The following is a 13,944-nucleotide window of genomic DNA, read 5'->3' on the forward strand; positions in this document are numbered from 1 at the left end:
ACTTGCGACAGGCCGAACCCGTGTTCCGGGGAAGGCGGGGATCCGCGACCTCGATGAGAAAGGTCACGGTGAGCGTGAGGCGAGGGGCGATTCGCAACCTCCCGTTCACTGACGGTAGCGTTGATGTCACCGAATTTTTCATCGCCGCCATGACCAACGTCACGACCAAGTGGTCTGTACCAATTAGGGTGGGATCCGTGACTCGTCGCGCGAAAATCGTCTGCACTCTCGGCCCCGCCACCTCCTCTCCCGAACGTCTCCGCGAACTGATCGCGGCCGGGATGGACGTGGCCCGTTTCAACCTCAGCCACGGCAGCCACGAGCTGCACAAGGAGGTTTACGACAGGGTGAGGGAGGCTGCCGCCGAGCTCGGACGTGGCGTAGGTCTGCTGGCCGACCTCCAGGGCCCCAAGATCCGGGTCGGCAAGTTCGAAGAAGGCCCTGTCCGCCTCGGCTTCGGTGATGTCTTCACGATCACCACCGAGGAGGTCCCCGGCGACCGTGAGCAGGTCTCCACCTCCTACCAGGGACTCCCCAAGGACGTTCACCCCGGAGACAACATCCTGGTCGACGACGGCCGGGTCCGCCTGGAGGTGACCCGGGTCGACGGCCAGCGCGTCACCACCCGCGTGATCATCGGCGGCATGATCTCCGACAACAAGGGCCTCAACCTGCCGGGCGTCAAGGTCAGCGCCCCCGTCCTCACCGACAAGGACGAGACCGACCTGCGCTGGGCCCTGCGCACCGGCTTCGACCTGGTCGCGCTCTCCTTCGTCAGGCGCCCCTCCGACGCCGACGTGGTGCGCAACATCATGGAGCAGGAGGGCATCCGCCTCCCGCTGCTCGCCAAGATCGAAAAGCCGGAGGCGGTGGAGCGGCTCCCCGAGATCATCGAGGCCTTCGACGGCATCATGGTCGCCCGCGGCGACCTCGGCGTCGAGCTGCCCCTCGAAGAGGTGCCCATCGTGCAGAAGCGGGCCATCGAGCTCTGCCGCGAGAAGGCCCGCCCGGTCATCGTCGCCACCCAGATGCTCGACTCGATGATCACCGCACCGCGTCCCACCCGGGCCGAGGCCTCCGACGTCGCCTACGCCGTCATGGACGGCGCCGACGCGGTCATGCTCTCCGGGGAGACCTCGGTCGGCAACTACCCCATCGAGGTCGTCGAGACCATGAGCCGCATCGCCACGACCGCGGAGAAGAGCTCGCTCCAGGCCACCCACAGCCTCGAACGGCTGCCGGAGACCACCGGCGGCGCCATCGCCCGCGCCGCCGCCGAGGTCGGCGCCATCGTGGGCGCCAAGGCACTGGTGGCGTTCAGCATGTCCGGCGAGACCGCCCGCCGCCTGGCCCGCTACCGCTCCCCGATCCCACTGCTGGCCTTCACCTCCGCCAGCCACGTCCGCAACCAGCTCGCGCTGACCTGGGGCGTGGAGACCTTCGAAGTGCCGTTCGTCCACCACACCGACGACATGGTCCGCCAGGTGGAGGCCGCGCTACTGGCCCACTCCCGCCTGCAGAAGGGCGACAAGGTCGTCATCGTGGCCGGCGCCCCTCCCGGCACCGCGGGCTCCACCAACGCCCTGCGCGTGCACACCATCGGAGCGGCGGTCTCCAACCCCACCTGAGCGACACACGCGCATACGGCCACCGCTCCGGCGGTGGCCGTACCCGTCTTCGAAGGGTGTCTCCGGGGGGCACTCCTCGCAGGTACCGCGCACCGCCTTCGACCCGCTACCGCTTCACCACGCCGCGAGCGGGCCGGCCTCTACCACATCTGCCCGGATCTGCCCGGAGCGTGAACCGGCCCGCCGGGGCCGCGCACTGCCCTTCGGATCCGCGATGAGGACCTGACCAGATGCCCCGGGCACCAGGCGTCAGATCCCCGGAAACACCCGGCGCAGATCGTCCAACGTGACGCCGTCACCGGTGACGCTCACCGACGGCGGGGTGTGCTCGGGAGCCAGCCTGCCGCCGAGCAACCGCACCCACGCCTCCGCCGGAAGCGACAGGGTGTCAGCAGGCTCAGGGACCTCGCTGAAGCCGACGGTCTCGCCCAGGGTGAGACCCAGCACCCGCTCCGGATCACTCGTCTCGACCCGAAGAGTCGTGGCAAGACGCGGATCGAGGGCATCGGGCCTGCCCATGAAACCGACCATGAAATCAAGCGGCCCCGAATACAGATCGGTCAGCACCCCGGCCGTGTCCGGCGCCACGACGGCCGCCGGATCGAAGGCGACCCTGACGTCCCAGGAATGCAGAGCGGCCTCGTTCAGCCGCATCCCGGCCACCAGAGCGACATCAGCGGGCGCGGGCAGGAACCCCAGCTTGACCCGGAGCCGTTCACGAGCATCCGCGTCAAGCCCCTCGAAGGCCGAGACGATCTCCGCGTCCGCGACGAGAAAGTCCTTGGCCTGCGCCTCGGGGTCCTTCGCGTTCCAGCGGTCCCAGACCCCGTGGTTGAAATCCTGGCCCGGAGCCTCCCGACCGCCCAGCGCCGCCCGCAACGTCGCCAGACCGATCTCCGCGCCGCTGCCCAGGTGACTGAGCACCTGGGCGACACTCCACTCCGAGGCCCCCGACCGCCGGCCGAGATCGGCGGCGTCCAGGCCACGGACGAAGGCCACCAGATCGTCATGGGTGATACGCAGGGCCGCGATGGTCCGCTCAGCGAGTGTGCTCATGATTCTCCTGCCAAGACGCAAGAAGATGGATTGTCGTGGTCAAACCGGACGCGCACCGGATGTCTCCTCACCCGCCCCCTCGTACTCCCACGTCCGCAGCGCTATCGGCCGGCCCTTCTCCTCAGAGGGGACCGGTGGCGCGTCCGTCAGCCGGTACCCCGCCGCGCGGGCCACCGCCACGCTCGCCGCGTTACCCGCCTCGATCTCCAACAGCAGCCGCGACACCCCCACCGTGTCACGGGCGAACTCCGTCATCACCCGCACCGCCCCCCGCGCCAGCCCCCGCCCCCGGAAGGCGGACCCCACGCTGTAACCGATCTCCGCGACGTCCAGGCCAAGACCACTCAACATCAGCAACACCTCACCCATGGGCTCACCCCCGTCCACGGTGATCGCCAACTGCAGCCGCTCCCCGGCCGCCCGCCGCTGCCGGGCCCGGTCCAGATAGGCCCGCGCCGCCTCCGGATCGAACGGCGAGACCAACGGCGTCCAGTACGCCACCTCGGGGTCGTCGAACAGCTTCACCATCGCCCCCAGATCGCCCTCCTCCCACTCCCGCAGCACCACCCCGTGCCCGTGGAGCCGCACCCCCTCCGGAAGACACACCCGCCCGGCACCGGGACCACTCGGCTCCGCCTGGCCGTTCTCCACGATCTCCACACATCCCCCTCTGTCACGCCGTCCTCCGAGCAACCTACTCGCCCGCCGGGGGCGCCCCCCACCGGACCACCTCAGTACTTCGGCCCCACGAACCCGTCCAACCGCTCGACGGCGGCCCGCTTGGCCACGGAGATGGTGTTGTAGCGCGAATAGCGCCAGGCCACGTCAAGGAGGTCAAGTGCTTCACCGCATAGTTCGAGGATGTCCTTCGACTCGTTCTTGAAGAGGTAACGCGGGTACTCGTACCAGTGATCGCTGCCGTTGAGGTGATGACGAACACGGTTCATACCTCGATATCCATCCGAGTGCATCAGGCCCCGGACACATCGGCCTGGATGCATCTCGAAGATCTTCCTCTGCCAGTCTTCCAGTGAGATCTTTCGTAGATGCTTGCGTCCAGGACCATGCTGAGGAAAGAGACACGTCCAGTGTTTTGAGTGGCTCTGGATCTCCACACAGCCACTTTTCTGTCGGCGGCCTACCGAAGAGGTGGGCATCACAGCGGTCATCACGTCGGCCGCTTCTTCTATAAGCCCTGGCCAGGTTTCGCAGCAGGCTAGGGAAAGCCGATAGACGCCTTTGCGGCACAGCACAATGTGGCCGTCACCGAGGTACAGCCCCAGAAGATAGGCATAGGCTGCCTCGTCGAGTGGTCGCTCGTGGCAGCGAGGACAGGAGCGGTGTCGCCTGCGGTCCTCGTCTTCGTGGGCTCTCCGCGCTCCGGTTCTCCATTTCTGGACCGCTCCAATGGAGACGTTGCAGAGTTCGGCGACTTGCCGGTCGATGAGGCCGAGTGTCGAGAGGTGGAGAGCGCGGTCGACGGTTTCGCGAGGGTGCATGGGACCACCATGCCAAGCGCTACCGACAGTTTTCGTGTGACTACAGATCGCTTTGGAAGCGGCTGGGCCGGTCGATCTCGTCGACCGGCCCAGCTAACTGTGCCCCGAGTGGGATTCGAACCCACACTGAATGGATTTTGAGGCCATCGACTCTGCCGATTGGTCTATCGGGGCATATTTCCGGACTTGTCCGGTTCTTGTGTGCCAGCTAAGAGCTTACCTAGAAGTAGATCGCTTTCGGTAGCTGGCGTGGTCCCAATCTAGCGGACGTCGGTACTCTCTTGCTCGTGAGTACGCAGCGGCGAGTGGTGATCGCGGAAGATGAAGCACTGATCCGTCTCGACCTCAAGGAGATGCTAGAGGAAGAAGGATACGAGGTCGTCGCGGAGGCCGGGGACGGGGAGTCGGCGGTCAAGCTGGCCATGGAGCAGCGGCCCGATCTGGTGATCCTGGATGTGAAGATGCCCGTCCTGGACGGGATCTCGGCGGCCGAGCAGATCGTGTCGCAGCGGATCGCGCCGTGTCTCATTCTCACGGCCTTCTCGCAGCGTGACCTGGTGGAGCGGGCGAGGGACGCCGGGGCGATGGCGTACCTGGTGAAGCCGTTCACGAAGTCGGATCTGGTGCCGGCGATCGAGATGGCGGTCAGCAGGCACCAGGAGATCGCCGCGCTGGAGCGGGAGGTCGGGACGCTCTCGGAGCGGTTGGAGACGCGCAAGCTGGTGGAGCGGGCGAAGGGTCTGTTGATGGCGCGGCACGGGTGGAGTGAGCCGCAGTCGTTCCGGTGGATCCAGAAGGCGTCGATGGATCGCAGGCTGAGCATGCGGCAGGTGGCGCAGATCGTGGTCGCGGACGCGGACAAAGGTGGGGGTGGCTCCGAGGCGGGGGCTGAGGAGCCCTGAATCGGACTCTGCGCCTCTTTCCGCAAGCCCGCGCCGCAAGGGGGTGTGGCTCGCGGGGGAGGCGATGTGGGCTTTCTGGGGGCCGGGACGACGGGTCGTGGAGGCGGCGAGGTCGCCAGTGACCATGGCTTTTGCATCTGATAGCCGAAAAGGATCGGTGTTGTAAAGAAACGGTAACGGTAGGCCGTCCTGTATCGACCCGTGACATCGGCTGGCTGTACTAACCGACACAACCCCCTGGCCACCCGCCAGGGAAGGGCATCTGTGAACCCGGTCCTGACGAGGGAACGGGCGAAAGGAAGGCAACCTTGCGGCCTAAGACTGCACGCCTCGGTGGAGTGCTTGCCGCCGGTGTGGCGCTCACCCTCGGTCTCGCTGCCTGCGGTGACGGTGGTACGGAAGCCACGCCGGCTGAGGGTGGCTCCAGTGCTGCCGCCCCCGGTACCGTCAAGCTTGGCTTCATGGGAGACCTGACCGGCGCCAACGCCGGCATCGTCATTCCCCCCCGGAACGGTGCGAAGCTCGTCATCGACGAGTACAACAAGACCAACCCGGCTGTGAAGATCGAGCTGGTCGAGTACGACAGCCAGGCGGACCCGTCGAAGGCGGTCGCCCTGGCCCAGCAGGCCATCAAGACCGACAAGATCGTCGGCCTGATCGGTCCCGCGTTCTCCGGTGAGTCCGCCCAGGTGGCGCCGGTGCTGGAGGAGGCGAAGCTGCCGAGCGTCTCGGCGTCCGCCACCAACGCCGCGCTGTCGGCGAACGGTTGGAAGTACTGGCACCGCGTGCTGCCGAGTGACAACGTTCAGGGTCCCGGCATCGGTGACTTCATCGCGACGGGTCTCGCCGCGAAGAACGTTTTCGTCATCGACGACAAGTCCGAGTACGGCAAGCCGCTGGCCGACGCGGTCAAGGGTGCGCTTGAGGCCAAGAGCGTGAAGCTGACGACGGACTCGCTCGACCCGACCGAGAGCGACTTCTCCTCGGTGGTGAACAAGGTCGCGGCGGCCAAGCCTGACGCGATCTTCTTTGGTGGTTACTACGCCGCGGGCGGCAACCTGCTCAAGCAGCTCCGCGACAAGGGTGTCAAGGACGCGAAGTTCCTGTCCGGTGACGGTTCGCTGGACAAGGGTCTGATCGACGGCGCCGGTGCCGCGAACGCCGAGGGCGCGCTGGTCGGTTGCCCGTGCTACATCGCGACCCCGGATGTGACCGACGCCAAGGTGAAGGCGTTCGCCGAGGCCTACAAGGCCGCCTACAGCGCTGACCCGGCCATCTACGCGGCCGAGGGTTACGACGCCGCGACGGTCTTCGTCGAGGCGATCAAGGCGGGCAACACCACGGCTGAGAAGATCAACGAGTTCATCGCCACGGTGGACTTCGCGGGTGTCTCCAAGCAGGTCAAGTTCGAGGCCAACGGTGAGGTCTCGGCGAAGGACATCTACATCTACCAGGTCAAGGACGGCGCGATCGGCCTCCTGGGCAAGGCCACCGAGGCCAAGCTGGGTTAGTCCTGGGCTGAAGGAGAGTAGGTAGTCGACGCGCGGGGAGCGGGAACGCGCAGTGCGTTCCCGCTTCTCGCGTACTTCCAGAGAGTCCACGAGGTTCTGCTGGAGGCGGTGTGCTACCCGGAAGTGCAGGCGACCCCCGCTAGAAGTGGTAAACCCTAGTGCTCAATGACTTCATCAATCAGTTCTGGCCGGCGACGATCGACGGCCTGGCCTTCGGCTCGATCTACGCCCTGATCGCGCTCGGCTACACCATGGTGTACGGCGTGCTGCGGCTGATCAACTTCGCGCATTCAGAAGTTTTCATGATCGGTACGTTCGGTGCGATGCTGGTGCCGTTCGTGTTCGGCATCAACTCCCCGCTCACCGGCATCGCGCTGGTCGGTGTCGTGGTGGCGATGATCCTGGCCGGCATGCTCGCCTCGGCGGGTACCGCGATCGCGCTGGAGCAGATCGCCTACCGGCCGTTGCGCAAGCGCGGCGCGTCCCGACTGGCGGCGCTGATCTCGGCGATCGGTGCCTCGATCTTCCTCCAGGAGTTGTTCGCGCTCCTGGTGATCCCGGAGGTCTTCAACCGTCCGGAGCAGGGGCGTATTCAGATGGCTCTGCCCCGGCTGATGGAGCGGAGCGAACTTTTCTCGATCTTCGGGCATTCTGTCCGGCTCGACCAGATATTCGTCATCCTCGCGGCGATCGGCATGATGATCGCGCTGGACGCCCTGGTGAATCGCTCGAAGATCGGCCGGGGTATTCGCGCTACCGCGCAGAACCCCGAGGCGGCCGTGCTGATGGGCGTCGACATCAACAGGATCGTCCGGATGACCTTCCTCATCGGCGGTGGCATGGCCGGTGTGGCGGGTGCGCTCTATCTGATCTCGTACGAGAACACGCACTACTTTGTCGGATTCCTCTTCGGTATCAAGGCGTTCACCGCGGCGGTCCTGGGTGGCATCGGCAACCTGCGCGGCGCCCTGGTCGGTGGAATCACGCTCGGGCTGGTGGAGAACTACGGAGCCATCTTCTTCGGCTCCGACTGGAAGCACGTGATCTCCTTCACCATCCTCGTCTTGGTCCTGATGTTCCGCCCCACCGGAATCCTCGGTGAATCACTCCAGCAGGCGCGCGCATGAACCAGAAGAATTCCCTGGCAGGTATCCGCAACGGTCTCGGTCGCTTCGGCGACGCCATGCACGATCGCTGGCTGAGCACTCCCGGCTGGCAGCGCTGGATCCTGTACGTGTTCCTGATCATCGGGGCACTGCTGCTGCCGTCGGAGAGTCTCGCTCCCTTCATGTCGCCCTACACCGACTGGGCGAGCATCCTGTTCTTCCCGATCGGGACGTACGTGGTCCTGGCGATCGGCCTGAACGTGGTGGTCGGCCAGGCGGGTCTGCTCGACCTGGGTTTCGTCGCGTTCTACGCGGTGGGCGGTTACGCGATGGCGTTGATCGGCACCCGGCTGGGCTGGAACTTCTGGCTCATCCTGGTGGTCGGCATCGGGATCTGTGCCCTGTCGGGTCTCACGCTGGGCGCTCCGACGCTGCGGTTGCGCGGTGACTATCTGGCGATCGTCACGCTGGGTTTCGGCGAGATCATCCGTATCACCGCCCGCAACACCGACGAGATCGGTGGCCCGAACGGCATCCGCGGCATTCCGCACCCGCCGAGCATCGAGGACTTCAGTCTCTTCGGGATCAACTTCTCCGAGGTGTTCGGGGTGGATCCGCTCAAGTACGGCGTGCTGGACCCGCGGCCCTACTACTACCTGCTGGTCGCGCTGGCCGTCATCGTGATCATCCTGGTGAAGCGCTGGGAGAAGAGCCGGGTCGGGCGTGCCTGGGCGGCGATCCGTGAGGACGAGGACGCGGCCGAGGTCATGGGCGTGCCGACGTTCCGCTTCAAGATGCTCGCCTTCGCGATCGGTGCCTCCATCGGTGGCGCGATGGGTGTGCTGTGGGCGGCGAAGGCCATCTCGATCAACCCGAACGACTTCCAGTTCCTGCTGTCGGCGACGATCCTGGCCGCGGTGGTCATGGGTGGTTCGGGCAACCTGCCGGGTGTCATGCTGGGCGCCTTCCTGGTGGCCTGGCTGCCCGAGCGGTTCCGTGGTCTGCAGGAGTACCGCATGCTGATCTTCGGTGCGGTGCTGGTGGCGCTGATGATCTTCCGCCCGGAGGGTCTGCTGCCGTCGCGTCAACGCAAGGCGGAGTTGCAGGAGGGAACAGGCGGGATGGGTACGCTCGGGGCCGAGGTCCCCGGGCCCGATTCGCAGGTTGAGGAGGTGGCTTCCAAGTGAGCGCCGAGGTGAATCCGGCCACTGTGACCTCGGAGGTGGCACAGGCGGAGCGGAGCGGCCGCACCATGTTGGAGCTGCGGAACCTCGTGATGCGGTTCGGCGGTGTCACGGCGCTGCGCGAGGTCGACCTGACCATCAAGGAAGGGGAGATCTTCGCGCTCATCGGCCCGAACGGCGCCGGCAAGACCACGGTCTTCAACGTGGTGACCGGGGTCTACCAGCCGACCGAGGGCGAGGTCCGCTTCCTGGACGAGAAGATCAGCGGCGTCAAGCGCTTCAAGATCACGAAGCGGGGTATCGCCCGCACGTTCCAGAACATCCGCCTGTTCCACAACATGACGGCCATCGAGAACGTCATGGTGGGCGCGGACGCGCACCACAGGTCGGGCATGGTCAGCGTGGCGCTGGGGCTTCCCTGGCACCGCAAGGCCGAGCGCGAGGGGCGCGCACTGGCGATGGAGCTGCTCGACTTCGTCGGCATCTCGCACCGCGCGCAGGACCACGCCAAGAACCTGCCCTACGGTGACCAGCGTCGTCTGGAGATCGCCCGCGCCCTGGCGACCAACCCGAAGCTGCTGCTGCTGGACGAGCCCGCCGCCGGTATGAACCCGGCGGAGAAGGTGGCGCTGCAGCAGCTGATCCGGGACATCCGCGACGCCGGGCGGACGATTCTGATCATCGAGCACGACATGAGCCTCATCATGGGCATCAGTGACCGCATCGCGGTGCTGGACTTCGGCCAGAAGATCGCCGATGGCCTGCCGGACGAGGTGCGGACCGACCCCCGGGTCGTCGAGGCGTATTTGGGAGCTCCCGCCGATGCTTCTTGAGGTCAAGGACATCCATGTCCACTACGGCAAGATCGAGGCGCTCAAGGGCATCTCGGTCGAGGTGAACGAGGGCGAGATCGTCACGCTCATCGGGGCGAACGGGGCGGGTAAGACCACCACCCTGAAGACGATCTCGGGCCTGCGCCCGCTGTCGTCGGGGAGCATCACCTTCGACGGCAACGACATCAGCAAGATGCCCGGCCACCAGCGGGTCGTCGCGGGTCTGGGGCAGGCGCCCGAGGGCCGGGGCGTGTTCCCGGGCATGACGGTGCAGGACAACCTGCTCATGGGCGCCTACACCCGCTCGGGTGATTTCAGCGCCGACCTGGACGAGGTCTACGAGCTCTTCCCTCGCCTGCTGGAGCGCAGGACCCAGATGGGCGGCACGATGTCCGGAGGTGAGCAGCAGATGCTCGCCATCGGCCGCGCGCTGATGGCCAAGCCCAAGCTGCTCCTGCTGGACGAGCCGTCGATGGGTCTGGCGCCGCTGATCGTGCAGCAGATCTTCTCGATCATCGAGGAGATCAACCGCCGGGGCACCACGGTGCTGCTGGTGGAGCAGAACGCCCAGCAGGCGCTGAAGCTGGCCCACCGCGCCTACGTCCTGGAGACCGGGCAGGTGGTCAAGAGCGCGCCCGCGGACGAGCTGCTCAACGACCCGGCCGTGCAGGCCGCCTATCTGGGCGGTGGAGCGGCGCACGACCTGGTCGAGGAGGCGGCGGGTGCTCCCGGCTCCGCCTCCGTGCCGGAGGAGCCGGCCTGATCGGTGCCTTTCACGGCAGAGGTGAGCCCGCCGCGCGTCGGCGCGGCGGGCTCACCCATGTCGGGGCGGCTCAGGACAGTGGCACCTGCACGCCGTCGGTGGTGCCTCCCACGCCGAGGGGCGGATCGCCGAACAGCCTGATCGCGGTGACCTTCGCCTCCTTGGGGATGTCGTACCACAGGTCCATTTCGATCCTGACGCCGGCGCCGAGCGGGAGGGTGTCCGGCTGGCGCTTGATGGCCTGCGCGAACTTGTCGATCGGGTGGCCGGTGCCGTCGGCGGTGATGAGCCGCTGCCGCTTGGCGTCGAAGCGCGAGTTGGTGCGCCCGGGGTTCTCCACGAGAATCCGCACGACCACGTACTGGCCCTTGGCCTGCCATTCGGCGTGGCTGCCGAAGAAGCCGCTCAGGCCCTTCTGCAGGCCGATCACTTGGAACCGGGTGTCGCCGTCGGTCACCGGCGCGGCCCTGATGGGGCTCTCGCCCGGTCGTACCGGGCGCGGCGGGAGCTCGTAGGTGGAGGTGGGGGAGGCGGTTGGAGCCGGCTCCTCCGCGGTGCAGCCGGACAGCGCGGCGACGACGAGAGCGACACCGGTGAACAGGGCTAGGGGGGCACGCACATCGGGCAATGTAACCGGGGCGGACCCCGAAGTTCAACGACCGGCCCGGCCGGCGTTGACGATCCGGCAAGTGCCCGTATCCCGGTCCGCGGTGGGAGCAGGGTGTGGGTCGGGGGGCTCCTGACACGGTTGTTGTCCGAATTGTGTCATACCGGTGATCTGCACGATTACGCAGGTGATGGAGCATGACCTGCATTGAGGTATCCATAAAAGAAGCGACATTTGACCGTAAGGAGGCCTTTGTGGGCCTGAGTTTTGTTTCCCGTCGTGCGATCACGGTGGGCGCCATGGTCGTCGCCGGTGCGCTCGGCCTCACGGCCTGCGGCGGTGGCGAGACCACCAGCGCGAGCCCGAGCGATGGTGCCTCGGCAAGCGCTCCCGCGGCCGCGGCCGGCCCGCAGGTGATCACCCCCGGCAAGCTGACCACCTGCACCAACCTGCCCTACGAGCCCTTCCAGTTCAAGGAGGGCGAGAAGGTCGTCGGCTTCGACGTCGACATCGTCGACCTGGCGGCCAAGAAGCTCGGCCTGACGCAGGAGATCGTCGACATCGACTTCGCCGTCATCAAGAGTGGTGCGGCGATGGCGGCGGGCAAGTGCGACGTGGCCGCCGCCGGTATGACGATCACCGAGGAGCGCAAGGCCAACATCGACTTCTCCGAGCCCTACTTCGACGCCACGCAGGCACTGCTGGCCAAGAAGGGAGCCGGCGTGGCGACCCTTGACGAGGTCAAGGCCAAGGGCCTCAAGCTCGGCGCCCAGGCCTCGACCACCGGCCTCGACTACGTCAAGGGCAAGGGCCTGGACCCGAAGGAGTTCGCCGACTCTCCCAAGGAACTGCTCGGCCTGCAGTCCGGCCAGGTCGACGTGATCGTCCAGGACCTTCCCGTCGTCCTGACCTGGCTGAAGAAGCCCGAGATCGCGGAGAAGTTCGAGCTGGTCGCCAGCCTCGACACCGGCGAGCAGTACGGCGTCGGCCTGAAGAAGGGCGCCGACCCGGTCCTGCTCAAGGCGATCAACGACGCGATCACCGAGGCCAAGGCGGACGGCACCTACGAGCAGATCTTCGTCAAGTGGTTCGGTAAGAAGCCCGGGGAGCTCGGCTAACCGATGACGGACCAGTCAACGACGACCGAGCCCACTCCCGGCGGGGGCGCCCCCGCCAGGAGTGGGCTCAGTCCCCGTAAGAGACAGCAGATCAGCCGGGCCGTCCAGTACGTCGTACTGGCGGCCGTGGCCGTCTTCCTGGCCCTGACCATCGAGTGGGGCGAGCTCGGAAAGAACTTCGCCAGGCTCGACGTCGCGGAGAAGACGCTTCCCGAGCTGTTCACGATCGCGCTGAAGAACACCATCATCTACTCGGTCGGTGGCTTCGTCTTCGCCTTCCTGCTCGGTCTGCTGTTCGCGCTGATGCGGATGTCGTCGGTGCGGCCCTACCGGTGGATCGCGATCGCCTACATTGAGATCTTCCGCGGCCTGCCCGCGCTGCTGATCTTCCTGCTCATCCTGTTCCTGCCGCTGGCCCTGAGCGGCTTCCAGGTGCCGGGCGGCACCTACGGTGAGGGCATCCTGGGTCTGACGATCGTCGGTTCGGCCTACATGGCGGAGACGCTCAGGGCGGGCCTCCAGGCGGTGCCCAAGGGGCAGATGGAGGCGGCGCGCTCGCTGGGCATGTCGTACACGCGGGCCATGGTCTCCATCGTCATCCCGCAGGCCGTGCGCATCGTGATCCCGCCGACGACCAACCAGTTCGTCTCCCTGCTCAAGGACTCCTCGCTGGTGCTGTTCCTCGGCGTCTCCGGTGACTACGTCGAGCTCACGAAGTTCGGCAACGACATGGCCTCGACCCATGCCAACGCCACGCCCATCCTGGTCGTGGGCGTGACATACCTTCTGGTCACCATCCCGCTGGGCTATCTCGCGTCCCGGCTGGAGAAGCGCCAGGCGAAGGGACGGTGACTCCGGTGAACCACGCGGTTGAGATCCGTGACCTGCACAAGCGCTTCGGCAAGCTCGAGGTTCTCAAGGGCATCGACTTCGCCGTCGACCCCGGCCAGGTGGTCTGCGTCATCGGCCCCTCGGGGTCGGGAAAGTCCACCCTGCTGCGCTGTGTGAACCTGCTGGAGCAGCCGACGTCGGGCAGGGTGGTCGTCCACGGGGTGGAGCTGACCGACCGCGACGTCGACATCGACGCCGCCCGCCGCGGCATCGGGATGGTCTTCCAGCAGTTCAACCTGTTCCCGCACATGACGGTCCTGCAGAACGTGATGATCTCGCAGCGCCGGGTGCTGAAGCGGGGCAAGGCCGAGGCCGAGAGGATCGCCAGGGAGAACCTGGACAAGGTCGGCATCGGTGAGAAGTGTGACGCCTACCCCGTTCAGCTCTCCGGTGGCCAGCAGCAGCGGGTGGCCATCGCCAGGGCGCTGGCCATGAGCCCGGCGCTGATGCTCTTCGACGAGCCCACCTCGGCGCTCGACCCCGAACTCGTCGGTGACGTGCTCACGGTCATGCGCAAGCTCGCCGAGGAGGGGATGACGATGCTCGTGGTCACCCACGAGATGGCGTTCGCCCGCGACGTGGCCGACCGGGTGGTCTTCATGGACGGCGGCGTGATCGTGGAGGACGGCCCGGCGGAGCAGGTGATCGGCGCTCCGCGGCACGAGCGCACGAAGACCTTCCTGAGCCGGGTGCTCGACCCGACGCACACGGACATCTGAGTCTCGTACCACAGGGCCCGCACCCGCCCGGTGCGGGCCTTCGCGCGATGAGGGTCGAGGTAGGCCGAGGTCAGGGAGCCCGGGGGAGGCCTTTGGCGCCGTACGGAGCTTCCCCGACCCCGTACGT

Annotated in this window: 14 protein-coding genes and 1 tRNA gene; 10 read left to right on the plus strand and 5 right to left on the minus strand. The window is 66.6% G+C overall.

Annotated elements, in window-relative coordinates; genetic code table 11:
- Positions 1-197: 197 nt before the first annotated feature.
- Positions 198-1,628 carry a pyruvate kinase gene (pyk, locus tag AB0K21_RS12670; protein ID WP_343968735.1) on the plus strand — a complete coding sequence of 477 codons (1,431 nt, stop codon included), beginning with the start codon at positions 198-200 and terminating at the stop codon, positions 1,626-1,628.
- A 249-nt stretch (positions 1,629-1,877) separates the two neighbouring features.
- Here pyk and AB0K21_RS12675 read toward each other — a convergent pair whose 3' ends face one another.
- The 4 genes from AB0K21_RS12675 to AB0K21_RS12690 all read right to left on the minus strand — a co-directional run bounded on the left by AB0K21_RS12675 (position 1,878) and on the right by AB0K21_RS12690 (position 4,357).
- On the minus strand, positions 1,878-2,684 hold the full coding sequence (locus AB0K21_RS12675; protein ID WP_364149591.1) for a maleylpyruvate isomerase N-terminal domain-containing protein: 807 nt from the start codon (positions 2,682-2,684) through the stop codon (positions 1,878-1,880).
- A 39-nt stretch (positions 2,685-2,723) separates the two neighbouring features.
- Positions 2,724-3,344, minus strand: a complete 621-nt coding sequence (locus AB0K21_RS12680) for a GNAT family N-acetyltransferase (RefSeq protein WP_343968739.1) — start codon at positions 3,342-3,344, stop codon at positions 2,724-2,726.
- A gap of 71 nt (positions 3,345-3,415) precedes the next feature.
- Entirely contained in the window at positions 3,416-3,631 is a 216-nt protein-coding gene (locus AB0K21_RS12685) for a hypothetical protein (protein ID WP_364149594.1), read from the minus strand.
- A gap of 652 nt (positions 3,632-4,283) precedes the next feature.
- A tRNA-Leu gene (locus AB0K21_RS12690) sits at positions 4,284-4,357 on the minus strand.
- A gap of 113 nt (positions 4,358-4,470) precedes the next feature.
- Here AB0K21_RS12690 and AB0K21_RS12695 point away from each other — a divergent pair.
- The 6 genes from AB0K21_RS12695 (at position 4,471) to AB0K21_RS12720 (ending at position 10,482) form a co-directional block, all read left to right on the plus strand.
- The gene (locus AB0K21_RS12695; RefSeq protein WP_343968743.1) at positions 4,471-5,085 is read left to right on the plus strand and encodes a response regulator; all 615 of its coding nucleotides are present in this window, start codon (positions 4,471-4,473) and stop codon (positions 5,083-5,085) included.
- 353 nt (positions 5,086-5,438) lie between these two features.
- A complete protein-coding gene (locus AB0K21_RS12700; RefSeq protein ID WP_343968929.1) occupies positions 5,439-6,596 on the plus strand; it encodes a branched-chain amino acid ABC transporter substrate-binding protein in 1,158 nt (385 codons plus the stop codon).
- A gap of 158 nt (positions 6,597-6,754) precedes the next feature.
- A complete protein-coding gene (locus AB0K21_RS12705; protein WP_343968745.1) occupies positions 6,755-7,723 on the plus strand; it encodes a branched-chain amino acid ABC transporter permease in 969 nt (322 codons plus the stop codon).
- Positions 7,720-8,889 carry a branched-chain amino acid ABC transporter permease gene (locus tag AB0K21_RS12710; RefSeq protein WP_343968747.1) on the plus strand — a complete coding sequence of 390 codons (1,170 nt, stop codon included), beginning with the start codon at positions 7,720-7,722 and terminating at the stop codon, positions 8,887-8,889. Before AB0K21_RS12705 ends, AB0K21_RS12710 begins: the two co-directional genes overlap by 4 nt.
- Before the next feature lie 65 nt (positions 8,890-8,954).
- Entirely contained in the window at positions 8,955-9,719 is a 765-nt protein-coding gene (locus AB0K21_RS12715) for an ABC transporter ATP-binding protein (RefSeq protein ID WP_343968930.1), read from the plus strand.
- On the plus strand, positions 9,709-10,482 hold the full coding sequence (locus AB0K21_RS12720; RefSeq protein WP_343968749.1) for an ABC transporter ATP-binding protein: 774 nt from the start codon (positions 9,709-9,711) through the stop codon (positions 10,480-10,482). The genes AB0K21_RS12715 and AB0K21_RS12720 overlap by 11 nt, the downstream gene beginning before the upstream one ends.
- A 70-nt stretch (positions 10,483-10,552) precedes the next feature.
- Here AB0K21_RS12720 and AB0K21_RS12725 read toward each other — a convergent pair whose 3' ends face one another.
- Positions 10,553-11,101 carry a DUF4352 domain-containing protein gene (locus AB0K21_RS12725; RefSeq protein ID WP_343968751.1) on the minus strand — a complete coding sequence of 183 codons (549 nt, stop codon included), beginning with the start codon at positions 11,099-11,101 and terminating at the stop codon, positions 10,553-10,555.
- Positions 11,102-11,343: 242 nt separating this feature from the next.
- Here AB0K21_RS12725 and AB0K21_RS12730 point away from each other — a divergent pair, with 242 nt between their 5' ends.
- The 3 genes from AB0K21_RS12730 to AB0K21_RS12740 are packed head-to-tail and all read left to right on the plus strand — an operon-like array spanning position 11,344 to position 13,817.
- Positions 11,344-12,207 carry an ABC transporter substrate-binding protein gene (locus tag AB0K21_RS12730; protein ID WP_343968753.1) on the plus strand — a complete coding sequence of 288 codons (864 nt, stop codon included), beginning with the start codon at positions 11,344-11,346 and terminating at the stop codon, positions 12,205-12,207.
- A 3-nt stretch (positions 12,208-12,210) separates the two neighbouring features.
- On the plus strand, positions 12,211-13,059 hold the full coding sequence (locus tag AB0K21_RS12735; RefSeq protein ID WP_364149598.1) for an amino acid ABC transporter permease: 849 nt from the start codon (positions 12,211-12,213) through the stop codon (positions 13,057-13,059).
- Entirely contained in the window at positions 13,056-13,817 is a 762-nt protein-coding gene (locus AB0K21_RS12740) for an amino acid ABC transporter ATP-binding protein (protein WP_343968757.1), read from the plus strand. Before AB0K21_RS12735 ends, AB0K21_RS12740 begins: the two co-directional genes overlap by 4 nt.
- Positions 13,818-13,944: the final 127 nt, after the last annotated feature.

Source organism: Streptosporangium sp. NPDC049248 (assembly GCF_040678965.1).
Classification (GTDB): Bacteria; Actinomycetota; Actinomycetes; order Streptosporangiales; family Streptosporangiaceae; genus Streptosporangium; species Streptosporangium fukuiense.

Bases quoted from the DNA above. Each gene is read 5' to 3' on its own strand.
- AB0K21_RS12675 (WP_364149591.1), bottom strand. From the start codon at position 2,684: ATGAGCACACTCGCTGAGCGGACCATCGCGGCCCTGCGTATCACCCAT.
- AB0K21_RS12685 (WP_364149594.1), bottom strand. From the start codon at position 3,631: ATGAACCGTGTTCGTCATCACCTCAACGGCAGCGATCACTGGTACGAG.
- AB0K21_RS12710 (WP_343968747.1), top strand. From the start codon at position 7,720: ATGAACCAGAAGAATTCCCTGGCAGGTATCCGCAACGGTCTCGGTCGC.
- AB0K21_RS12715 (WP_343968930.1), top strand. From the start codon at position 8,955: ATGTTGGAGCTGCGGAACCTCGTGATGCGGTTCGGCGGTGTCACGGCG.
- AB0K21_RS12720 (WP_343968749.1), top strand. From the start codon at position 9,709: ATGCTTCTTGAGGTCAAGGACATCCATGTCCACTACGGCAAGATCGAG.
- AB0K21_RS12735 (WP_364149598.1), top strand. From the start codon at position 12,211: ATGACGGACCAGTCAACGACGACCGAGCCCACTCCCGGCGGGGGCGCC.